This is a genomic window from Lysobacter sp. 5GHs7-4 (genome assembly GCF_021284765.1).
In the GTDB taxonomy this organism is placed as follows: Bacteria; Pseudomonadota; Gammaproteobacteria; order Xanthomonadales; family Xanthomonadaceae; genus Lysobacter.
Genome location: NZ_CP089924.1, coordinates 3582739 through 3605590 on the forward strand (window position 1 = coordinate 3582739; position 22852 = coordinate 3605590).

17 protein-coding genes are annotated in these 22852 nt (G+C 69.0%); 2 read left to right on the forward strand and 15 right to left on the reverse strand.

The features are described 5' to 3' along the window. Window positions 1-67: 67 nt before the first annotated feature. From rfbD to LVB77_RS16280, 13 genes are all read right to left on the reverse strand, one after another. Window positions 68-976, reverse strand: coding sequence for a dTDP-4-dehydrorhamnose reductase (gene rfbD / locus LVB77_RS16220; RefSeq protein WP_232907113.1), 909 nt, complete (start codon window positions 974-976; stop codon window positions 68-70). A 10-nt stretch (window positions 977-986) separates the two neighbouring features. Then, entirely contained in the window at window positions 987-1544 is a 558-nt protein-coding gene (rfbC, locus tag LVB77_RS16225) for a dTDP-4-dehydrorhamnose 3,5-epimerase (RefSeq protein ID WP_232907114.1), read from the reverse strand. After that, on the reverse strand, window positions 1541-2425 hold the full coding sequence (gene rfbA / locus LVB77_RS16230) for a glucose-1-phosphate thymidylyltransferase RfbA (RefSeq protein WP_232907115.1): 885 nt from the start codon (window positions 2423-2425) through the stop codon (window positions 1541-1543). Before rfbA ends, rfbC begins: the two co-directional genes overlap by 4 nt. Window positions 2426-2433: 8 nt before the next feature. Further along, entirely contained in the window at window positions 2434-3486 is a 1053-nt protein-coding gene (rfbB, locus tag LVB77_RS16235; RefSeq protein ID WP_232907116.1) for a dTDP-glucose 4,6-dehydratase, read from the reverse strand. A 495-nt stretch (window positions 3487-3981) separates the two neighbouring features. Next, window positions 3982-5181, reverse strand: a complete 1200-nt coding sequence (locus tag LVB77_RS16240) for a CoA transferase (protein ID WP_232907117.1) — start codon at window positions 5179-5181, stop codon at window positions 3982-3984. Between the two features lie 111 nt (window positions 5182-5292). Beyond that, window positions 5293-7140, reverse strand: coding sequence for a beta-L-arabinofuranosidase domain-containing protein (locus LVB77_RS16245; RefSeq protein WP_232907118.1), 1848 nt, complete (start codon window positions 7138-7140; stop codon window positions 5293-5295). A 4-nt stretch (window positions 7141-7144) separates the two neighbouring features. After that, entirely contained in the window at window positions 7145-9331 is a 2187-nt protein-coding gene (locus LVB77_RS16250; protein ID WP_232907119.1) for an SUMF1/EgtB/PvdO family nonheme iron enzyme, read from the reverse strand. Between the two features lie 52 nt (window positions 9332-9383). Beyond that, the gene (locus LVB77_RS16255; RefSeq protein WP_232907120.1) at window positions 9384-10310 is read right to left on the reverse strand and encodes a ribokinase; all 927 of its coding nucleotides are present in this window, start codon (window positions 10308-10310) and stop codon (window positions 9384-9386) included. Next, entirely contained in the window at window positions 10307-11560 is a 1254-nt protein-coding gene (locus tag LVB77_RS16260) for a serine hydrolase domain-containing protein (RefSeq protein ID WP_232907121.1), read from the reverse strand. Before LVB77_RS16260 ends, LVB77_RS16255 begins: the two co-directional genes overlap by 4 nt. 102 nt (window positions 11561-11662) lie before the next feature. Next, complete coding sequence (locus tag LVB77_RS16265) at window positions 11663-13939, reverse strand: TonB-dependent receptor (RefSeq protein WP_232907122.1); 2277 nt, start codon at window positions 13937-13939, stop codon at window positions 11663-11665. Between the two features lie 272 nt (window positions 13940-14211). Further along, a complete protein-coding gene (locus LVB77_RS16270; protein ID WP_232907123.1) occupies window positions 14212-15096 on the reverse strand; it encodes a LysR family transcriptional regulator in 885 nt (294 codons plus the stop codon). 59 nt (window positions 15097-15155) lie between these two features. Further along, on the reverse strand, window positions 15156-17564 hold the full coding sequence (locus tag LVB77_RS16275; RefSeq protein WP_232907124.1) for a sodium:solute symporter: 2409 nt from the start codon (window positions 17562-17564) through the stop codon (window positions 15156-15158). A 62-nt stretch (window positions 17565-17626) separates the two neighbouring features. Then, window positions 17627-18475 (reverse strand): CoA ester lyase, encoded by an 849-nt coding sequence (locus tag LVB77_RS16280; RefSeq protein ID WP_232907125.1) that lies wholly within the window; start codon window positions 18473-18475, stop codon window positions 17627-17629. Window positions 18476-18652: 177 nt separating this feature from the next. On the opposite strand from LVB77_RS16280, the gene LVB77_RS16285 reads away from it, so the two are divergent. Both LVB77_RS16285 and LVB77_RS16290 read left to right on the forward strand, forming a co-directional pair. After that, window positions 18653-18988 carry a helix-turn-helix transcriptional regulator gene (locus LVB77_RS16285; protein ID WP_232907126.1) on the forward strand — a complete coding sequence of 112 codons (336 nt, stop codon included), beginning with the start codon at window positions 18653-18655 and terminating at the stop codon, window positions 18986-18988. 3 nt (window positions 18989-18991) lie between these two features. Continuing rightward, window positions 18992-19930, forward strand: coding sequence for a hypothetical protein (locus LVB77_RS16290; protein WP_232907127.1), 939 nt, complete (start codon window positions 18992-18994; stop codon window positions 19928-19930). A 95-nt stretch (window positions 19931-20025) separates the two neighbouring features. On the opposite strand, the gene LVB77_RS16295 is transcribed toward LVB77_RS16290, so the two are convergent. After that, window positions 20026-21615 carry a serine hydrolase gene (locus tag LVB77_RS16295; RefSeq protein WP_232907128.1) on the reverse strand — a complete coding sequence of 530 codons (1590 nt, stop codon included), beginning with the start codon at window positions 21613-21615 and terminating at the stop codon, window positions 20026-20028. Beyond that, window positions 21585-22838 carry a diaminopimelate decarboxylase gene (gene lysA, locus LVB77_RS16300; protein ID WP_232907129.1) on the reverse strand — a complete coding sequence of 418 codons (1254 nt, stop codon included), beginning with the start codon at window positions 22836-22838 and terminating at the stop codon, window positions 21585-21587. The genes LVB77_RS16295 and lysA overlap by 31 nt, the downstream gene beginning before the upstream one ends. Window positions 22839-22852 lie beyond the last annotated feature (14 nt).

Consider the following 22852-nt stretch of genomic DNA (forward strand, 5'->3'; position numbering starts at 1 on the left):
AAACGGCTCGCGCCTAGCCTAACCCATCCAACGGGTAAGGGCATACAGGCCCCTACCCGTGGCCGGATCAGGCTTGCGACTTTGCCGAATCGGTCGTCAGGGTGCTGTCCAGCGCGCTGCGCCAGTCCGGTAGCGTCACCCCGAATTCTCCACGCAGGCGCGTCGTGTCCAGCACCGAGTACGCCGGGCGGCGCGCGCGTGTGGGGTAGTCCGCGGTCGCGATCGGGTGCACTAACGGTTTGCGCGCGATCAAGTCCAGCGCGTACGCGCGCTCGAAGATCGCTTCGGCGAAGCCATGCCAGGTGGTTTCGCCAGCGGCGACCAGATGGCGCACGCCCGATTCGGCGATGCCCTGGCGCAGGATTTCGGCGCTGACGTCGGCGATCAGCCACGCCGGCGTCGGGCAACCGACCTGATCGGCCACCACCCGCAACTCGTCGCGCTCGGCGCCCACGCGCAGCATGGTGCGCAGGAAATTGGCGCCGTGGGTGGCGTAGACCCAGGCCGTGCGCAGGATCAGATGGCGCGCGCCGCTGGCCGCGATGGCCTGCTCGCCGGCGAGCTTGCTGGCGCCGTACACGCCCAACGGCGCGGTCGGATCGTCTTCGCGATACGGACGCGTGCCGCTGCCGTCGAAGACGTAGTCGGTCGAGTAATGCAGCAGGGTCGCGCCCTGCGCGGCGCAGGCTTCGGCCAGCCGCCCGGGCGCTTGCGCATTGGCGCGGAACGCCGCTTCCGGCTCGTCCTCGGCGCGGTCCACGGCGGTGTGCGCGGTGGCGTTGACGATCACGTCGGCCCGGACGCGCTCGACCAACGGCGCGATCGCATCCAGGTCGTTCACGTCCAGCGCCTCGCAGCGTCCGCCATCCGGCAGCGCGCCCGTGCGCGTGGTCGCGACGACCTCGCCCAGCGGCGCCAGGCTGCGCCGCAGTTCCTGGCCGACCTGGCCGTTGGCGCCCAGCAGCAGAATCTTCATCCCTGCGAACTCATGCCGTGTAGAGGGGCAACCGCTCTTCGGCCACCTCGGCCAGCAGCGGCGCGCGCGCGTCCTTGTCGGACAGCGAGGGCTCGCTCAGCGGCCAGTCGATCGCCAGCGCGGGGTCGTCCCAGCGGATGCCGGCGTCGGCCTTGGCGTCGTAGGTTTCGGTGCACAGATAGGTGAACACCGCCCGTTCGCTGAGCACGCAGAAGCCGTGCGCGAACCCTTCCGGTATCCAGAAATGGCGCTTGTTCTCGGCGCTGAGCAGCACCGCGGTCCAGCGGCCGTAGTGCGGCGAGCCGCGGCGGATGTCCACGGCCACGTCCCAGACCTCGCCTTCGATCACCGACACGTACTTGCCCTGCGGATTGGGCCATTGGTAGTGCAGGCCGCGCAGCACGCCGCGCGCCGAGGAAGACACGTTGCCCTGGACGAAGTTGGGCGTCAGTCCGTGCGCCGCGAGCTTGTCGCGGTTGAAGGACTCGAAGAAGTAGCCGCGCGCGTCGCCGAACACCTGCGGCTCGATCACCACGCAACCCGGCAGATCGGTCTCGATTAGCTTCACGGCACGAACCCCCGCTTGGCCAGGCCCAGCAGATACTGGCCATAACCGTTCTTGGCCAGCGGCGCGGCCAGTTCGGTCAGGCGGTCGCCGTCGATCCAGCCGTTGTTCCAGGCGATTTCCTCGGGGCAGCAGATGCGCAGGCCCTGGCGCGCCTCGATGGTCTCGATGAAGTTGGACGCTTCCAGCAGCGACTGATGGGTGCCGGTGTCGAGCCAGGCATAGCCGCGACCGAGCTGTTCCAGATGCAGCGAACCTTCGTCCAGGTAGCGGCGATTGAGATCGGTGATCTCCAACTCGCCGCGCGGCGACGGCTTGAGCTCGGCGGCGAAGTCGCTGGCGCGGCCGTCGTAGAAGTACAGGCCGGTGACGGCGTAGTTGGAGCGCGGTTGCGCGGGCTTCTCTTCCAAGCCGATCACCCGGCCCTCGCCGTCGAACTCGGCCACGCCGTAGCGTTCCGGATCGTTGACCCAGTAGCCGAACACGGTGGCGCCCTGCTCGCGCTGGCCGGCGCGCTTGAGCATCGCGGTCAGGCCGGGGCCGTGGAAGATGTTGTCGCCCAGCACCAGGCAGCTGGGGCCGCCGGCGAGGAATTCGCGTCCGATCAGGAACGCCTGGGCCAGGCCGTCCGGACTGGGCTGCGCCGCGTACTCGATGTTCATGCCCCAGCGCGAACCGTCGCCCAGCAGGTGGCGGAACAGCGCCTGCTCGTGCGGCGTATTGATGATCAGCACGTCGCGGATGCCCGCCAGCATCAGCACGCTGAGCGGGTAGTAGATCATCGGCTTGTCGTACACCGGCAACAGCTGCTTGCTGATCGCCTGGGTGATCGGATACAGCCGGGTGCCGGAGCCGCCGGCGAGGATGATGCCTTTGCGATTCATGGTCGTCCTCAAGCCTGGCCGATGCGTTCCAAGCGATAGCTGCCGTCCAGCACGCGCTGCACCCACGGCTGATGCTGCAGGTACCAGTCGACCGTGCGCGCCATGCCTTCCTCGAAGGTCACCGTCGGCGCCCAGCCCAGTTCGCCCTGCAGCTTGGAGGCGTCGATGGCGTAACGGCGGTCGTGGCCGGGGCGGTCCTTGACGTAGGTGATCAGCGATTCGCGAGCGCGGCCGTCGGCGAGCGGACGGCGCTGATCGAGCAGCGCGCAGATCGTCTTGACCACGACGATGTTCTGGCGTTCGGCGTCGCCGCCGACGTTGTAGGTCTCGCCCAGGCGGCCGGCTTCGAGCACGCGCCGGATCGCTGCGCAGTGGTCGCCGACGTACAGCCAGTCGCGCACGTTGAGGCCGTCGCCGTAGACCGGCAACGGTTCGCCGGCCAGCGCCTTGGCGATGATCAGCGGGATCAGCTTTTCCGGGAACTGGTACGGGCCGTAATTGTTCGAGCAGTTGGTGGTCAGCACCGGCAGCCCGTAGGTGTGGTGGAACGCGCGCACCAGATGGTCGGATGCCGCCTTGGACGCCGAGTAAGGCGAGTTCGGCGCGTAGGGCGTGGTTTCGCTGAACTTGCCGCTGTCGCCGAGGCTGCCGTAGACCTCGTCGGTGGACACGTGCAGGAAGCGGAACGCATCGCGGCCGGCCGCGTCCAGCGACTTCCAGTAATCGCGGCTTTGTTCGAGCAGGCTCAGGGTGCCGACCACGTTGGTATGCACGAACGCCGCCGGGCCGTCGATCGAGCGATCGACGTGGCTTTCGGCGGCGAAGTTGATCACCGCGTCGGGGCGGTGTTCGGCGAGCAAGCGCGCGACCAGCTGCGCATCGCCGATGTCGCCCTGCGCGAACACGTGGCGTTCGTCGCCGTCCAGCGGGCTCAGGGTGTCCAGGTTGCCGGCATAGGTCAGCGCGTCGAGGTTGATCACCTTGATACCGCGCTGCACCGCTTCGAGTACGAAATTACCGCCAATGAAACCGGCGCCGCCGGTCACCAACCAAGTAGACACTCAGACACTCCCTGATGAAGAAAGTAAACCGCACGCCGTCGCCAATCCGATGACCCAGACCGGCCCCGAGCCGGTCGAACCGGATATCGGAGCCGCCCGCACCATACGGGAGGCGAGCTGAAGGGACACTCACGCCCGCGCCGCCGGCTGGCATCGGACGCCGCCGAAGCTATGCAAGCGGATGATTCTAATACGTTCTTTGCCGAGGGCGGCCCACGGGCGGGGCTTCAGGACGGCCGGACGGGCCCGTTCAGGCAGGGTGCTTGGGGCAATCCCTTTCCCGCCAATGACCTGCGCCGCACGCACGGCGTTCGTGCGGGCCGGTTTGCGGGCCGCGACGACAGCGCAAACGGGGCTGGGCGCATCAAATCTCGGCGGGCGCGGCCTCGTGGGCGGCTCGATGAGCCATCGGCACGGCCATCAAACCGCGACGGCCATCGCGGTTCGTACTCCCGGTCGGCGGGGCAGTGACGTCCAGGCCGCGCAGGATCGCGCTCAGTCGGCGTCCGCGTCCGATTCGATCGCGGCCCGCACCGCCTCGGTGTGCTGGCCCAGCATCGGCGCCGCGAACGGCACCGGGCCCGGCGTGCGGCCGAACTTGATCGACTGCGCGACCGCGCGATAGCGGCCCACACGCGGGTGCTCCAGGGTGCCGACGATGCCTTCGGCCTGCACCTGCGGATGCTCGAACATGTCTTCGATGCGGCGCGCGGCCGCGCACGGCACCTCGTCGCCGAACAGCGTCTCCCATTCCATCGCGCCGCGCCGGCCTAGCGCCTCGTGCAGGCGCGGCACGATCTCGGCCGCATGCTCGGCGCGCTTGCGCACGCTGTCGTAGCGCGGTTGCGCGGCCAGGTCGTCCAGGCCGGTTTTCTCGCACAAGGCCTTCCAGAACCGCGGCGTGTTCGCGGAAATGTAGATGTGGCCGTCGCGGGTGGGATGGATGCCGGTGACGCCGCCGGAGCGCATGTCGCGGCCGATGTCCAGCGACTCGCCCTCGGCCCAGATCATGCGCGCCGACTGCATGGTCAGGGCGCTGCGCAGCAGCGACACGCCGACGAACTGGCCCAGGCCGCTGCGCTCGCGCTCGTACAGCGCCGAGGACACGCCCGCGGCCAACAGGGCGGCGGTGTAGTAGTCGACCACCGAGCCGTAGATGATCTCGGGCGGGCCGCCGCGCCGGCCCTGCAGCGCGCACATGCCGGTCATCGTCTGCAGTACCTGGTCGTAACCGGCCTTGTCCTTCATCGGCCCGGTCTCGCCGTAGCCGGTCACCGCGCAGTAGATCAGGCGCGGGTTGATCAGGCTCAGGCGCTCGAAGTCGATACCCAGCCGCTGCGGCACGCTGGGCCGGAAGTTGTGCACCAGCACGTCGGCCTCGCGCACCAGGCGCAACAACGCAGCGTGATCGGCGGCCTGCTTGAGATCCAGCACGATGCCGCGCTTGCTGCGGTTCACGCCGAGAAAGGCGCGGCTCTCGCTGGGCAGGGTCGACGGGTATTGACGCAGATTGTCGCCGTCGGGCGGCTCGATCTTGATCACGTCCGCGCCCTGGTCGGCGAGCAGCGCGCAGCCGTAGGGGCCGGCGATGTAGGCGCTCAGATCGAGCACGCGCACGCCGGCCAGCGGACCCGAGGGCGTCGCGCGGCCGGCGCCGGGGTCAGGTCGGAATGCGTCCATACGCTGCGCGTCCATGTAGCTCCTGGCGTGATGTGCGCTGCACTGTGCGCGCTGCGCGCGAAAAGAAACAGGCAGGCCGCATATGTTCTGGCGCCACAAAATATTGCTTGGCGGCGGCACGCGCGCTCATGCCGCGGGCTCCGGCGTCAAGGACATCCAGGTCAGGCGCCAGGCGCCGTCGACGCGGCCGCCGGCACGGTAGTACGGCTCGAACAACAGCGGCGAACGGTAGCCCAGGCGCAGCTCGACGACCGGCGTGCCGTCCGACCCCAGCGCCGGCAGCAGCCAGTCGCTCTGCGGCGCGATCGGCAGGCGCAGGGTCTCCTCGGTCTTGAATCCGTCGATCAGGCCGCAGGCATACACCAGCGGCCCGTAGGTGATGCCCAGGTACTCCTGACGCAGCACTTCCTGGCGCACCGGACTGCCATCGGGCGCGCGCGACTCCTGCACGTTGCGGTTGAGCGCACGGTGTCCGTGCGGGCGCATCGGGAACGTCGCCGCGACCTCGTCGCCGTCGCGCCAGACGCGGTCGAGCACGGCGTAACCGCCGTGCTCGACCACGGCGCCGACCGTGTCGCCGTTGACGCGCACGGTCGCGCCTTCGGTCCAGGACGGCAGGCGCAACTTCAAGGCGAACCGCGCTTCGCGCTCCACTCCCACGCGCAGACGCACTTCGCCTTCGAACGGATAGCCGGTGATCTGCTGCAGGCGCACCGTGCCGGCCGCGCCCAGCGCGATCTCGGCCTGGCCCGGCCCGTACAGGTTCACCGCGACGGCGGACTCGCCGTCGTGCCGGTAGGCGATCGCGGGCAGCTCCTCCAACGCCATCGCGCCGCTGGACTTGCAGCAGCGCCAGTAGGTGGTGTGCACGCGGCGGCCGTTCGGGTAAACGTAGTAGCACCAGTCCTCGCCGTTGGGCGCCTGCGCGCCGAGCAGGTCGTTGTAGGCCGAGCGTTCGATCTCCTCGGCGTAACGCGCCTCGCCGCTGATCGCCAGCAGCTCGCGGTTGAGCTGGATCCAGGCCAGCGTGGAGCAGGTTTCGACGTAGCCGTGCGGGCTGAACGCGCCGGGCGCGTTGAACACTTCGCGCGAACGGTGGGCGACGCCGCCCCAGGGGCCGCCGCCCAGGCTGAGGTGATGGTCGCGGATGCTGCGCCACAGGCGCTCGACCGCGTCGCGGTACGCGGCGACGCCGGTGGCGCGATGCAGCTTGGCCAGGCCGACCAGGTTCCAGCACAGCTGATAGGCCTTGCCGGTGGCGATCTCGGCGGCGTCCGCGCCCGCCAGAGCGCGGCTGAGCAGCGCGAGTTCGGGATGCCGGTCGGCCTGCTCCAGCACGGTCGTGGCCAGATCCAGGTAACGGCGCTCGCCGGTGGCGAAGTACAGCTCGACCGCGGGGTCCATCAGCACCGTCGCCGACATGCCGTGATGGTTGCCCAGGTCGGTGATGTCGATGCCGCCCTCGCCCAGCGTCTGCGCGCACAGGTCGCCGATGCGGCGCGCGGCCTGCAGGTAGCGCGGCTCGGGGAAATGGCGATGGACTTCGAGCAAGCCCAGGATCAGATAAGCGTGGGTCCAGATGTCCCAGGTGCGCAGGCTGGGCGCGCCGTCCCAGCTCAACGGCTTGGGCGCCTGCTTGCGCATGAAGCGGCGCTCGGGCGCGTAGGTGCCCAGGTAGCCGTCGGCCTCCTGGCTGGCGACCAGGAAATCGCAGACGCGACGCACACGCGCCAACAGCTCGGCGTCGCCCGAGCGCGCGGCAGCCTTGGCCGCGGCCACCAGCCACTTGCCGGCGTGCTCGCCGTACCAATCGCCCTCTTGATTCCCGGCGCGCGCCTCGGGCGCGAAGATCGCGATCGCCGGGCTGCGCTCGTCGACGATGAAGTGCGACAGGCGGCCGGCCAGATTGGCGTCCAGCGCCTCGCCCAGCAAGCCCTGCAAGCGCACCGAGGCCGAGGCGGATGAGCTCGTCATGGCGTCAGACCGCATCGACGACGCAGCGGAAACCGACGCAGCCGGAGCGGTCCTTGCACGGCGCCATCAGCAAATACTTGCCGTGTTGGTCCAGCCGGTGCGCCTGCGGGAAATACCAGTGCGAGGTTTGCGGCTGGTAGTAGCTGCCGCCGCGCAGGATCGCGGCGCGCGTGTGCTCGTCGCGGTACTCGTCGGTCCACTGCCAGACGTTGCCGACCAGGTCCAACACGCCGAAGGGGCTGGCGCCGGCCGGGTGCGCGTCGACATCGTCGGGCGCGCGCAGGCGGCGCCCGCGATGGGTCGCAGGCACGGCGTCGTCGCGCCAGTCGTCGCCCCAGGGATAGCGGCGGCCGTCGCTGCCCTGCGCGGCGTACTGCCACTCCCATTCGCGCGGCAGGCGCTTGCCTGCCCACTGCGCGTAAGCGCGTGCGTCCTCCAGCCCGACCCAGGTCACCGGCTTGCGCCCCCAGCCCGGCGGCGGCGCGCCGTCGATCCAGTCGCGCAGATAGTTGTGGTCGTCGCGCGGCCGATAGCCGCTGGCCCGCACGAACTCCAGGTATTGCGCGTTGGTGACCGGCGTGCGGTCGATATGGAACGCACGCATGCGCATGCGCCGACGGTGACTGCGGCGCGCGCTGGATTCCCAGGGATACTGCACGTCCGCGCCTTCCCAGGTCTGGCCCTCGATCTGCACGCCGCCGACGACGAAATCGAAGTCGCCGCCCGGGATCGCGATCATGCCCTCCGGCGCCGCCGATACCGGCGCGGTGGCCTCGATCGCCACCAGTTCCTGCGTCAGCGCGCGCCAGCGGCTGGAGTACTCGCCCAGCGGCGTGGCCGCGCGCTCGGCCATGCCGGCCAGGAACGCGTCGAACCCCTCGTCTTCGACGCCCGCATCGACCGCCGCGATCGCGCCGAACCCCCGGCCTTCCAGGGCGAACTCGAACACGGCGCGTCCGTCGTGCAGGCGCGGCTCCAGCGCGACGCCGTTCCAGACATCGAAATAGCGGCGCCCATCCCGATGCGGCACCGCGAACTGCTCGCCCGCCACCTCGTACTCGTTGCGGTTGACCAGCGTCCACAGCGTCGTGCCCGCATGCGGGAACCGGCTGGCGAACACGCCGGCCTGCAAGGTGCGCTCGTACGGGCGCCAATCCTGGCTGACCATGCACGCGGCGTAGCGGCGCTCGATCGCGGCGATGCGGCGCAGGCTCTCGGCGTCGCGCGGCGTGAGTTGGTTCCACAGGCCCCAGATGTTTTCCCAGGCGTTGTAGCCGACGCCGTTGAAGAAGATGTACTGCAGGTCGTGGTTGCGGTCGCGGCCCCAGCGGTTCTCGTAGTTGATCATGTGGCGCGGTTCCAGCCACTTGAACTTGGCCACCGGCGGCACCGGTTCGTTCGGCGCCTTCTTGCCCCAGCTTTGCACGTTCCAGATCAGCGCTTCCTCGGCGCTGATGGTGGACTCCGGCTGCAGCACCACCGGATGGCAGAGTGCATCGCAGGCATCGAAGAACGCGCGCGGCACGCCGTTGTAGGTATCGCCGTTGATGCCGTCCGCGCCCGTCGCCTTGACCAGTTCGGCCATCGATTCCCAATCGCTGCGGCCGTCGTCGCGGGTGCCGTTGTCCCAGGGCATGGTCGGCAGCAGCACGCGCACGCCGTGGCGGTGGAACTCGGCGATCGCCTCGCGCAAGCCGTCCAGTCCGCCCGGCAGGTCGCCGGCCAGATCGAACTGGTTGCGGTCGTCGATGCCGATGTTCGGATACACATGCCAGATCAGCACGCTGTCGATGCCGCCGTAGCGTTGCTTGAGATCGTCCAGATAGCGCGCGACGGTATAGCGCCCCTCGACCGGATCGTAGAAGTAACGGTCCTCGGCCATCATCTGCGCGTGCACGAAGTTGCGCTGCGCCCATTGCAGCTCGGGCCGGCGGTAATTGGCGTCGTCGTAGCCGATGCGGGTCAGGTGCTCGCGGCGCCAATCGACCAGCTCGGCGATCCAGTCGTCGAGGCTGCCGTCCACGTCCATCTTCCAGTGCCCGATCTCGGCGAACGGCCACCCCGGCGATTTGCCCGGCACCGGCAGATAGCGCTGGGTGGTGACGTGCGAGAACTTGTACTCGTTGCGTACCGGACGGCGTTCGTCGGCGTCGGCGGGATCGGGGGTGTTGGGGTCGGAGCTGGAAGTCATCGGAATCGGATCGCAGGGGAGATCGGAAGGGGGAAAGGACGCCGTCGCAGGCTCAGGATGGCGCGACTTGCGCGTCGCGCGCGTGAGCGCCGGCCAGCAACGCATCGACCTCGGCGCGCGCCGGCACGCTGGATTGCGCGCCCGGCCGGGTGCAGGCCAGCGCCGATGCCGCGCTGGCACGGCGCAACGCGGCCGCGGCGCCCTCGCCCGCGGCCAGGGCCGCCGCCAGTGTGCCGCAGAACGTGTCGCCGGCGGCGGTGGTGTCGATGGCCGCGACCGGATACGCGGCCTGATGCAGCAGCTCGCCGTCGATGCGCGCGCAGCACCCGCGCGCGCCCAGGGTCACGATCACCCAGGGCACCTGCTGCAGGTTCGCCAGGGCCGTGACCAGGTCGCCGTGCACGCCGGTGATGGCGGCCAGTTCGCCCTCATTGACGATCAGCACATCGACCGCGCCCAAAAGACAGGGCGACAGCACGTGCGCGGGCGCGGCGTTCAACAGCACTCTGACGCCCGCCGCGCGCGCGGCCTTTGCCCAGGCCTCGACCGTCGCCAACGGCGTTTCCAACTGCAGCAGCAGGCAGGCCACGCCGCTCAAGTCCGGCAAATGCTCGGCGCGCAGCGCGGCGTTCGCGCCGGGCGCGACGGTGATGGCGTTCTCGCCGTCGTCCGACACGCAGATGAAGGCGGTGCCGGTCGCGCGATCGGCGACCCGCAGCGCCTGCACGTCGACGCCGGCCGTGCGCAGCGAAGCCTCGATGGGCGCGGCGTAGGCATCGTCGCCGAACGCCGCCAGCAGGCGCGTGGGCGCGCCGGCGCGGGCGCAGGCGACCGCCTGATTGGCGCCCTTGCCGCCGGGATAGGTCGCCAGCCCGCGTCCGAGCACGGTTTCGCCCGGCGCCGGCACACGCGCGGCGCGGACCACGAAATCCAGGTTGGCCGAGCCGGCCACCAGCACGGTTCCGATACGCGCGCTCATGGCGTCAGGCCCTGGTAGACCAAGCCGTAGAACGGTCGCGAGACGCGCGGCAGGTCGGCGCGATCCTCGCGCGGCAAGTGCTGCAGCAGCAGGATCGCGAGCAGGCGCTCCTGCGGGTCGATGGTGTAGCTGGTGGACGCCGCGCCCGACCAGCCGAACTGACCCACCGATCCGGGCTGTCCGCGCAGCGCCGGATCCAGCACCACGTAACCGCCCAGCCCGAAACCCTCGGCATCGCTGAACTGGGTCACGGGCGGACTCAGCATGGTCAGATGATTGCGCAGCATCAGCTCGACGGTCTTGCGGCCCAGCAGGGTCTCGCCGTCCAGGCTGCCGCCGTTGAGCAGCATCTGGCAAAAGCGCGCGTAGTCGCCGGCGGTCGAATACAGGCCGCCCGCGCCGCTGGGATAGGCATTGAGCGGCGCGCCGGGCTCGCTCGCGCTGGGGCCGTCGTCCAGGTGCAGGCGGCCGTCCGCGCCCATGACGGTGATGTCGACCACGCGCTCGCGTTGCGCGGCCGGCACGCTGAATCCGGTGTCGCGCATGCGCAGCGGCGCGAACACGCGTCGCTGCAGGAACTCGTCGAAACTCAGGCCGCTGCCGACTTCGACCAGCCGCGCCAGGGTTTCCAGCGCCGCGCCGTCGTAGCCGAAGCGGGTGCCCGGGTCCGCCGCCAGCGGCACCGCGCTCAGGCGCTGCACGAAGCCGCGCAAGTCGGTGGCGGCATGCGGATCGGCGCGTTGCAGCAACGCCAGCGCAACCTCGTCGCCGGGGCGCCCCGCGGCGAAGCCGGCGGTGTGGGTCAGCAGGTGACGGATGGTGATCGGCCGCGCCGGCGCGCGCAGTTGCGGCCGGTCGACGCTGCCGCCGGCCACCACCTGCTGAGCCTCGAAGCCGGGCAGATAACGCGAAATCGGATCGTCCAGTGCGAACCGCCCCTCCTCCATCAGCATCAGCACCGCCACCGAGGTGACCGTCTTGCTCATGGAGTAGATGCGGAAAATGTCGTCGCGTTGCAGGGGCCGGCTGCGTGCCAGATCCCGATAGCCATAGGCGCGCCAGTCGACGATGCGGCCGTTGCGCGCGATCAGCGTCACACCGCCCAGGTAGCCGTGCGCGTCCGTGGTCTTGCCCATGAAATCGTGCAGGCGTTGCAGGCGCGCCGCCGAATAGCCTTGTTCGGACGGCGCCGACGTCGGCAGCGGCGGTTCTCCCGCCACGGCCGCCAGCTGCAGACAGCCCGCAAGCAAGCCGCATCGCCATGCGCGTCCGCGAACGGCGAAGAAAAAGGCGCCGCCGCGGGCCACGGGACCGGCGGCGGCAGTTCGGGAGTTACGCGCCACTTTTTCGAATCAGAACTTGATGGTGTGGGTAAGCGAAACCATGCGGCCACGGCCGGCCCAGTAGTTCTGGAAGCCGCCGGGCGGCTGCGACCAGCTCAGGATGTACTGCTTGTCCAGCAGGTTCTCGATGCCCAGCGAGAAACGGCCCCAGCGCTCGGTCTCGTAGTTCACGCCCAGATCGACCAAGGTGTAGCCGTGGGTCTGCTCGGTGAAGCTGAAGCGCTGGCCGTCGAAGGCGCGCACGTCGGTGCCCGAGAGCTTGCGCGAGAACAGCGTGGTCGCGCCCAGGGTGATGTCGCCGCGCGGCACGAAGTTCCAGGTCACCGACCAGGCGAACTTGTCGGGATTGATGTCCAGCACGCCCATGGGACGGTTGAGCCCGCCGGCCGGATAGCGGCCGGCCGCATCCGCGGACCAGAACGAGGTCTTGCCGCGGGTGTGCGAGTAGACTGCGCTGGCCTTCCACTTCTCCGAGAAGCGGTAGTCGCCGGACAATTCGTACCCCTTGATCCGCACCGGCGCGCGCAGCAGCACGAAGTCGTTGGTGGCCGGATCGATCGACAGCGACTGGCCGAAGTCGGACTTGGAGTCGTAGTGCGAGCCGCTCAGCGAGCCGCGGCTGCCGCGCCAGGTGAAGCCGAACTCGGTGTTGTCGACCACGATCGCGTTGAGGTCGAGGAGGTCGCCGACGCTGATCTGCGGATCGTTCGGGCAGCCGTCGGGCTGGGTGCCTTCCGGGCTGTCGTTGGAGCACTGAATATTGCGCAGCGGGATGCCGACGTTGGCCAGGGTGAAGCCCTCGCCGTAGGAACCGAACACCGAGAAGCCTTCGTTGATGCGCCAGACCACGCCGGCATTGACCAGGTTCTCCTGGTAGTCGAGCGTGCCGCCTTGCACGAAGCGGCGGTCGCGGAACCAGGTGGTGGTGTAATCGTCCACGTGCAGTTCGCCGTCCTCGCGGCGGATGCCGCCGCTGAAGGTCAGCGGGCCCACGTCCCAGGACAGCTGCAGCCACGGCGCCCGGCTCTTGTACTCCATCGGCGGCACCCAGACCCGGTTGGTCAGGGCCAGGCGCTGCTCGGCGGTGTCCTTCACCAGGTCCAGGCCGGCGCGCAGCTCCAGCCCTTCCACCGAGAACAGCGAGGGTCGCGTCCACGAGGTGCGCAGGCCCTGCTTGTCGGTGAGGATTTCGGACTGGTCGTAGATGGTGCCGATCGGCGCGATCAGCGGGTCCTGGCGGTCGGAGGAATTCTCCACCAGATAGCGCATGGCCTGATCGGCCTTGTAGCCGTTGACCACCAGCGTGCCGCCGAAGAAATCGAAGTGGCTGTAGGTCAGCTGGTACTGCTTGAAATCGTTGAACGCGGCCTTGGAGCCGAAGATCTGCCCGCGCTCGGAGGTGTTGGTGCGGGTCTCGCCGCAGATCGCGAATTCTTCCGGACGGCAGCCCAGCACCTGGATGTAGTTGGCCTTGCCCTCGATCTTGAAATGGCTGACCGAACCTTCGATGCGCTGGCTGCCGTCGGTGCCGAAGTTGTAGCCGGCCTTGAGGAACAGGTTGCGCGCCTCGGAATCGGCCACCGAGCCGCTGGTGTTCATGCCGACCCGGCGCCCGTCGGCGTCGTAGCTGATGCCGCGGTCGATGATCGAGGCGCTGGCCAGCATGTCGAAATCGCCGTCCTTGCGGGCGAAGTTCAGGCCCAGCTTCCAGCCGTCGCTGTCGTCGGCGAACTGGGTGGAATAGCGCGTGATCAGGGTGACCTCGTTGCCTTCCTTGGTCGGCGCCGCGGACAGGTAGTTGATGATGCCGCCCGCCGCGCCGATGCCCTCGGAGGCCGAGGGGCCGTTGATGACCTCGATGCGGCCGACGATGCCCATGTCGGTGAAGGTGGCGTTGCGGGTGCCCTCGCGTAGCGGCGAGCCCTGCGGCACGCCGTCGAACAAACGCAGCGCGACGCGGCCGCGCAGGTTCTCGCCGGTGTTGCTCATCGCCTGCGAGGATTCGGCATAGCCGGGCACCGAGCGCGCCAACACGGCGGTCGCGTCCTCGGTCAGCACCAGGCTGCGCTGCACTTCTTCCTTCGACACCAGGGTGATCGCGCCGGGGATCTTGTCCACCGCCTTCGGGCTGCGCGTGCCGGTGACGACCACGTTGTCCAGATCGACCGCGGCGCTGTCCTTGGTTTCGCTGTCGGCAACCGCTTCGGCATCCTGCGCGCGGGCATTTCCGGAGATGACGGAGAGCAGCAGGATGCTGCTGATCGCGGCGCTGAGTGGCTTGACCATGTCGTGTCTCGTGATGGGTTCGGATGGCGCACCGCGCCGTCGCGGCACGCTGCGTGATCGATGCTGGGTGGAACCGCGCGGTGTGCGCGCTACGCTCTGGCGGCGCTCCCCGACGCCCCGGCTGGTGGATGTTTCAGGCGAGCGTATGCGCTTCGCCGCGGGCATAGAACCGCCGCGGGCTATGTTCAGAGACTAGGTTTTGTTGCTTGAGTGCGCAGGAAAAATGACGCATCGCAGCATTCGATCGGCCGCGGCAGTGCGCGGCCGATCGCTCAGGCCTGCTGTGCGGCCTGCATGGCCTTGCGGCTTTCCTGCAGAAACACCGTCACCAAACGCACGCGCACGCTGGATCGCGACCAGACGATGCCGATGCGGCGCGTGGCCGAGGCGTCGGGCAGCGCGATGCGCACCAGTTTCAGGCCTTCCGGCCAGGGCTTGGCCCAGTCCGGAACCAGCGACACGCCCAGGCCGCGATCGACCATCACCGCGATGGCATTGAGCGCGTTGAGCTCGAAACGTTCGCGCGGAACGATGTTGGCCGCGCGCAGGTATTCGTCGGCCTGGCGCCCGCCCCATTGGTGACGGTCGTAGCGGATCAGCGGCTGGGTCGACAACAACTCGTGCGGGTCGCGGCCGGCCATGCTCTGCGGCGCCAGCACGATCAGCGGCTCCTCGCGCAGCAGCTGCCATTCGCAGGTCTTGGGCAGCGGAAACGGCGCCTGCAGCACCACCGCGGCGTCCAGGTCGCCCTTCTCCACCGCGTGGTACAGATCGGCCGAGTACCCCGGCTTGATGAACACGTTGATCTGCGGAAAGGTCTCGACCATGCGCGCCAGCACGTCCGGCAGCATGCCGGCCAGCGCGGTCGGACAGGCGCCCAGGCGCAACTCGCCCGATACGCCGCTCTCGTTGGCCACGCTGCGCAGGTCGGCGACGTTGCGCAGCAATTCGCGGGTGCGCTGCAGGATGCGCGACCCCTCCTCGGTGACGCTGACGGTGCGGCCCACGCGCGCGATCAGCGGCGCGCCGATCTCACGCTCCAGGGTGCGGATCTGCTGCGCGACCGCGGCCGGGGTGATGCCCAGCACGCGCGCCGCAGCGGCCATGGAGCCCTGGTCGACGACGGTTACGAAGGTATGGAGGAACTGGGTTTCCACGTCGGCTCGCTGCTGCTGTCCGGCAGGCTACACGAGGGCTCGCACGGGCGCGAGCGCGCTCAGGGCGGCGCGGCTTCGGCGGCCGCGGTCGGCTCGGTCCTGCTGCGATAGATCGTCAGCCCCTCCAGCGAGCGCGTCGGCGCCGGGAAGAACAGGCTGGCGAGGTAGCCGATCACGATGCATAGCAGGATCGAGATCGCCAGATAGAAGTACGGGTGCACCATGTCGAATGACCAGATCACCAGGGTCAGCACGATGCTGGCGCCTATGCCGATCGCCACGCCCGGCGAGTTGGCGCGCCGGGTGAACATGCCCAGGGTGTAAGCGCCCGCGAAGCCGCCGCCGAGCAGACCGGCCAGCTCGATCGAGACGTCGAACAGCGAATGGATGTCGAAGCGCGACAGCACCAGCGCGGTGGCGATGCCGACCAGGCCCACCACCACGGTCATGATCTCGGCGAAGAACACGCTCTGCTTGGGCGTGCGGTTCTTGGCCAGCTTCTCGTAGAAGTCGACCGATATTAGGGTCGCGACCGAGTTCATGATGCCCGACAAGGTCGCCATGGCCGCGGCGAAGATGCCGGCGATGATCAGCCCGGTCACGCCCACCGGCAATTCGGCGGCGATGAACATCGGGAAGGTCGCGTCGATGGGCAGCAGCGGGTTCATTCGCTCCGGGTTGGCCTTGTAGTAGACGAACAGAGCCGTGCCGATGGTGTAGAAGATGATGCCGCCCGGGATCATGATCGCCGCGAATGCCCAGATCGACCGCCCGGCTTCGCGATCGGACTTGGTCGACAGGGTGCGCTGCATCAGCACCTGGTCCTTGGGGAAGGTCAGCACCACTTCGAACAGCACCAGGAAGATGAAGCCCCAGACCGTGGCTTTGGTCAGGTCGAAGCTGAAATCGAAGGTGTGCATCTTGTTCTCGGCCATCGCCGCCGACCAGAACTCGCCGAAACCGCCGCGCAGACTCCAGATCATGAAGCCGATGGCGAAAACCGCACCGCCCATCTTCACGATCACCTGCACGAAGTCGGTCCAGATCACCGCCTTCATGCCGCCCATCGCCGTGTAGATGATGGTAAAGCCGCCCATCAGGATCACGCTCCAGAACACGCTGATGCCGGTGATGGTGGCGATCGCCAGCGCGGGCAGGAACAGGATCACGCTCATGCGGCTGCCGATCTGCACGAACACGCACAGCGCGCTGGCGAGCATGCGGATCGAGGGGTGGAAACGGGTTTCCAAGTAGGAGAACACCGACATCAGGTCCAGGCGCCGCAGCAGCGGCACGATCCACACCGCCACGAACATCAGGCCGAACACCGCGATGACGTTGTTGGCCATGTACTGCCAATTGGTCTCGAAGGCCTTGGCCGGTATCGCGATGAAGCTGATCGAGCTGGTGTTGGCCGCGTACAGGCTGATGCCGGCGGCCCAGAACGGAATGGTGCGGCCGCCGACGAAGAAGTTGGAGGTCGAGCTGCGCTTCTCGCGCAGGTAGAAGTACAGGCCGATGCCGATCATGCCGATCAGGTAGACCACGATCACCAGCCAGTCCAGCCAGTGCAGGCGCAGCTTGCTGGACTGCACCTGGGCGCTGGCGAACGCGATCTCGCGACCGTCCGCGCCGGCCTGCGCCCAGATCAGACCGTCGGGCCAAGCCGCCGTGGCGATGCTGCGGGCGGCCTGCGCGCCGGGCAGGGTCGCCCAGCTCGCGGTGATGGTCTGGTAGGTTGCGATCTTGGCGGCGCCGGTCGCGGCGGCCTCTTCCACCAGATATAGGATGTGGGCCTGGCCGATGGCGCGGCCGGAGCCGGCCACGACGCGACCGGGCGCGCGGCTGGGTTCGGTCCAGCCCGGCTCGGCCGACCAGCGCAGCACGCGGTCGCCGCCGCTGGCGGACGGCACCACCACGAACAGCGCCTTGGTCTGCGCGACCAGCGAACTCGCCGCACCGCCGCCGGGCCAGGGCGTCAATGGCGCCCAATGCGGACGCTCGTCCTCGAAGCGCAATTGCAACAGGCGCGGCGTGCCGTCGCCCGCGGTGCCGGCCACATAGAAGGCCTCCGCGGACAAAGCGCCGCGCGCGTCGCGCAAGGCGACCGGCAACGACGCCAGCGGCTGCAGGGCGATCGCGCCGTCGCGCAGGTTCAGCTGCACCACTTGCGTCGCCATGCGCTGCGCGCCCTGCCCCAACAGCAGATAGGCGCGCTCGCCGTCCTGCACCACCGACACGACGTCGGAGGACTTCGCCTGTTCGGGCCAAGCCAGCGGCGACCAGGCGCGCGCACCTTCCTCCAGCGACCAGACAGTGTCCTGCGTGAGCGCGATCGCGCGCCCCTGCACGCGCGCGATGCCGATCAGCGGCGACTGCGTCTTCAGGCTAGGCAACGGCGCCGCGCGCATCGGCGTCAGCGCCTCCGCGTGCAGCGGACCGACCACGATCAGCAGCAAACACAGCACAACCGCGCGCCACGACATCCGTGCCCACGCAGCCTTATCGGACCATTGCATCGCCTGCGCGCTCATGGACGCCCCTTAGCAGCCAGCAGCGCCTGTGCGCGTTTCAAGAATGGCAGATCGACCATGCGGCCATCGACCACGAATACACCGCGCTCGGGCGCCTGCGCCGCCGCCTCGACGATACGCCGCGCCGCCTCCAGTTCCGCCTCGGTCGCGGCGAAGGCCGCGTTGGCCAGCGCGATCTGGCGCGGATGCACGCAGGTCTTGCCCAGGAAGCCCAGGCGCCGCGCCATCTCCGCCTCGGCGCGATACCCCGCCTCGTCCTGCAGGTCGGCATAGGCGCCGTCGAGCGCGAACACGCCCGCCTGCGCCGCCGCCATGCGCAAGGCGAACATCGCCGCGTGCACGTTGGCGCGATCGCGCCGGTCCACGCCTTCGGGTTCGAACAGATCGCCTAGGCCCAGCTGCAAACCGGCCACGCGCGGATGCGCGGCCGCGATCTGCGCCGCGGCCGCGAGCGCGCGCGGGGTTTCGATATTGACCAGCAGGCCGATCGGCTGGCCGACGCCGTTGCCGGCCTCGGCCGCTTCGAGCTGGGCCACGGCGGCCAGCAAAGCCGGCGCCGATTCGATTTTCGGCAGATTGATCAGGTTCACGCCCGGGCGTGCGATCGCGGCCAGATCGGCCGCGAACCAGGGCGAATCCGGCGCGTTGACGCGCACGATCGCCAGCTTGGTGCTGGCGGCCAGCGCGTCGGAGCCGACGAACTCGGCGACCGCGGCGCGCGCGGCATCTTTGCGCTCGGCCGCGACCGCGTCCTCCAGGTCGAACGACAGCGCATCGGCGTCGCCGGCCAAGGCCTTGGCGAACAATTCCGGCCGCGTTCCGGGCACGAACAGTTTGCTACGCATGCGCCGGCGGCACCTGGGTGGTCTGAGTCATGGCCGGCAGTGTGCGCCAAGGCAAAGATAGCGAGCGCACAGCCCAGGCATGTTCAAACGATAGGTTTTGTTTCGTATTCCAGGCCCGGAGGGTGCTGCGAAGCGTAGCGCTTGACTTACTGTGTAACGCACAGTACTGTGCGCCACATGGTCGACACAGACGCCTTCGGCAAGCTCGAACTGGAACTGCGCCGCGGCGTGGTCGTCCTGGCCACCCTGTCGCAGCTGCGCGCGCCGCGTTACGGCTACGAGCTGCGCCAGGCGCTGGCCGAAAAAGGCATGCCGATCGAGGAAGGGACGCTCTATCCCCTGCTGCGCCGCCTGGAAACCCAGGGCCTGCTGCAAAGCGAATGGCGTACCGAGGACGGACCGCCGCGGCGCTATTACTCGCTCAACGCGAACGGCCGCAAGTTGCTCGTAAAACTCACCGACTCATGGCAGGGGATGAACGACGCCATGCATCGACTGCTGCGGGAGGACTGAAGCATGAATGCCAACGACGTGATCGAATCCTATGTCGCCGACGTGGCGACGCGGCTGCCGCGCAGGCAGCGCAACGACGTCGCCTACGAGCTGCGCGCCCTGATCGACGAAGGCCTGCAGGACCGCGCCGAAGAGGCCGGCCGCGCGGCCGATGCCGACATGGCCGTCGCCTTCCTGCGCCAGTTCGGCCGGCCCGACGAAGTGGCCGCGCGCTACCGCCCGCAGCTGAGCATCATCGATCCCGCCGACGGGCACGCGTTCCTGCGCGCGACCGCGTTCGGCATGGCGATCATCTGGATCCTGGGCTTGCTGGAAGCGGCCACCGCCCCCGGCTCGACCCCGATGCGCGCACTGGCGCAATGGTGGACCGGCGCCGTCCTGCCCTCGCTGTGGTGGCCTGGCGTGTTGGTGGTGAGCTACGCCATCGCAGGCTGGGTGCGCCGGCGCAGGCCGCGGGCCGCGCAATGGACGCCGCGTTCGGCCGATCGCATCCACGGCGGCCGCCTCGGCATGGCGATGGCCACGGTCGCCATCGCCTGCGGGCTTTGGGCGCTGATGGAGCCCACGCGCGTACTGGACTTGGCGTTCGGCGGCCGTGCGGCACCGGCCGCATATCAGGCGATGACCTACACCGACGCGTTCCGGCACGGCCCGGCGCCCTGGCTGTTCGGATTGCTCGCTCTGTACCTGCCGCTGCTCGCTTTCGTCGCCATCCGCGGCCGCTGGTCTCCACTGCTGCGCCACGCCGAGTCCACCCTGACCCTGCTGGTCTGCGCCGCGATGCTATGGGTGCTGGTCAGCGGCCCGGTGCTGATGGCGCCGCACAGCGACCGCACCATGAAAGTCCTCATGGCGCTGGTGCTGGCATTTTCGCTGATCGCGATAGCGTTGGAGGCGCGTGGCCGAATCAATCCCGCGCCGGACAAGCCCAAGCACACCTGAGCGTTCAGACCGCGGCCGGCCGCCGTACTAGCCTCCCCCACTACCCCACGGTCGGCCGGATCGACGCATCGGCCGGCCGTTTTTTTGCGCAGTGCTCAATCGCAAGCGGCGGTGCGCGCGAACGCCAAGTCCTCAAAGTCGTAGCTGAAATCGGCTTCGGGATCGACCTTGGCCATGCGCAAGCCGGCGCCGCCGGGCGCGGGACGTGCCGCGAACTCCAGCCAGGCCTCGGCATCCACGCTGGCGTCGTCCCAGTCCACCAGCCAGCGTTCGCCGACGCGCTGCACGGTGCCGCTCAGCAACGGCGACTTCTGCGCGACAAAACGCACCTGCCCGGCCCGGTCGCACAGCGACACGTCGCCGAACCAGGGATCGCGGTACCGCCCCAGCCAAGCCCGCAGGTCCTCGGCCCTGGCCGGCGCGCGCGCCGAAGTGTCGGGCGCACGCTGCGCGGGCGGCGTCCCCGCCCGCTCGCGCTGCAGCGCCTGCGCGTAGTACGCGACGTCGCGGCGCGGCTCGGGCGCGGTGTAGCGTTTGACCAGGACCTGGTTCAGCACCGTGCGCGCTTCGTCGGCCTCGCCGTTGATCAAAACCACGAAGCCGACTTCGCGCTCGGGCAGCATCGTCACCACCGAGTACATGCCCATCAGGGTGCCGGTATGCGAGACCTTGAACTCGCCGTCGACATCGGCCAATCGCCAGCCGTAGCCGTAGGCGCTGAAACGGCTGCCGTCCCAGTCGCGCTGGCGCTGCGAGACCGGCATCGGCATCTGCGGCGACCACAGCGCGCGGCGCTGCTCGGGCGACAGCCAGGACGCGACGGAGCCGTCGGGCTGCAGCCAGGTGCCGACCCAAGTCAGCATATCGTCCAGGCTGCAGCGCACGCCGCCGGCCGCGGCCATGGTGGTATTGGCGATCATGGCGCCGTCTTCGCGCACGGGAACATTGCGCCCGTCCTCGCGCCGATGCGGTTGGGCGACGTTGCCGACGCGGTCGCGGCTCCACTCGCCGATCTGGCAGCGCGCCAGCCCCAACGGCTCGAACACTTCGCGGCGCAGCAGGGTTTCGTAAGGTGCCCCGCCGGCCGCGGCCGCGACTTCGCCGGCGACGATGTACATCAGATTGTCGTAGTCGTAGCGCGAGCGGAAGCTGTGCACGGGCTTGAGATAGCGCAGGCCGTGGATGACATCGGCGCGGGTGTAGGAGTTCGGCTCCGGCCACAGCATCAGATCGCCGGCGCCGGCGCGCAGGCCGCTGTTGTGGATCAGCAGGTCGCGTACCTGCATCTGGCGTGTGACCCAATCGTCGTGCATGCGGAACTGCGGCAAATGTTTGACGACAGGATCGTCCCAGCGCAGCTTGCCGGCATCGACCAGGCGCGCCAGCAGGGCGGTGGTCATGGATTTGCTGTTGGAGGCGATCTTGAACAGCGTCTGCGGCGTAACGGGTTCGCCGCCGCCCGCGACGCGCTCGCCCAAGCTGCGGCGGTACACCACCTGGCCGTGCTCGACCACGCCGATCGCAAGCCCCGGCAGCCGGTAGCGCGCGACCACGTCGTCGACGATGGCGTCCAGCTCCGCCGGCGCCACCGTGGGCGTCTGCGCGAATGCAGGCAAGGCGGCGATCGCCGCGAGCAAGGCGAGCCCGATGCGCTTCATGCGGTCGACCACTCCTGGACGGGACATTCGTCGGCGATCATCGCATCGTAGTCCTGACGGCGCCGCACTACCGCGTAGCGGTCGCGATCCAGCAGCACCTCGGCAGGCAAGGGGCGCGAGTTGTAAGTCGACGCCATCGCGGCGCCGTACGCACCCGCGCCCGCGATCGCGATCAGGTCGCCGGCGCGGCAGGCCGGCATCGGCCGGCGCACCGCGAAGGTGTCGCCGGTCTCGCAGACCGGGCCGACCACGTCGTACTCGACCGTCTCCGCGTCGCGCCCGTGCAAGGGCACGATGTCGTGCCAGGCGTCGTACAACGCGGGGCGCAGCAGGTCGTTCATGGCCGCATCGACGACCAGGAACGCGCGCTGCTGCCCCGGCTTGACCCGGATCACGCGCGTCAACAGCCAGCCGGCTTCGGCGACCAGATAGCGGCCGGGTTCCAGAATCAGGCGACCATGGAAGTCGGCGAAGGTCTCGCGCAGCATCGCCGCGTACTGGTCCGGGGTCAGCGGCGGGGCTTGATCCTGCCGATAGCGCACGCCCAAGCCGCCGCCCACATCGATGCAGTTCAACTCCCGCCCCTGGCCGGCCAGCTCCCGCGCGAAGGCGGCCACGCGCTGCAGCGCCAGCCGGAACGGCTTGATGCTCAGAATCTGCGAGCCGATATGCGCATGCAGGCCGTCCAGCCGAACGTTGGGGTACTGCGCGGCCTCGGCGAACCAGTGTCTGGCCTCGTCGATGGACACGCCGAACTTATTCTCCGATTTGCCGGTGGAAATCTTGGCGTGCGTTCCCGCGTCTACATCCGGGTTGATCCGCGCCGACGCCCGCACCGTGGCGCCCCGCCCCGCAGCCACCGCCTGCAAAGTTCGCAGCTCGTCATGGGATTCGACGTTGTAGCGCCACACGCCCATGCCGATGGCTTCGGCGATCTCGTCGGCGGTCTTGCCCACGCCCGAGTACACGATGCGCGATGCGGGGATGCCGGCGCGCAAGGCGCGGCGCAGCTCGCCCACGGAAACGATATCCGCCCCCACGCCCTGCTCGGCCATCAGCTGCAGCACGGCGAGGTTGGCGTTGGCTTTCACGGCGTAGCAGACTCGGGTATCCAGGCCCTTCAGCGCGTGCTGCAAGGCCTGGATACGGTCGCGAATCGCGCTGGCCGAATAGACGTAGGTCGGCGTTCCAACCTGAGCGGCGAGCGCATGGAGGTCGACGCCGTCGAGGCGCGGGGGAGTATCGATCATCAGGTGTCCGAACG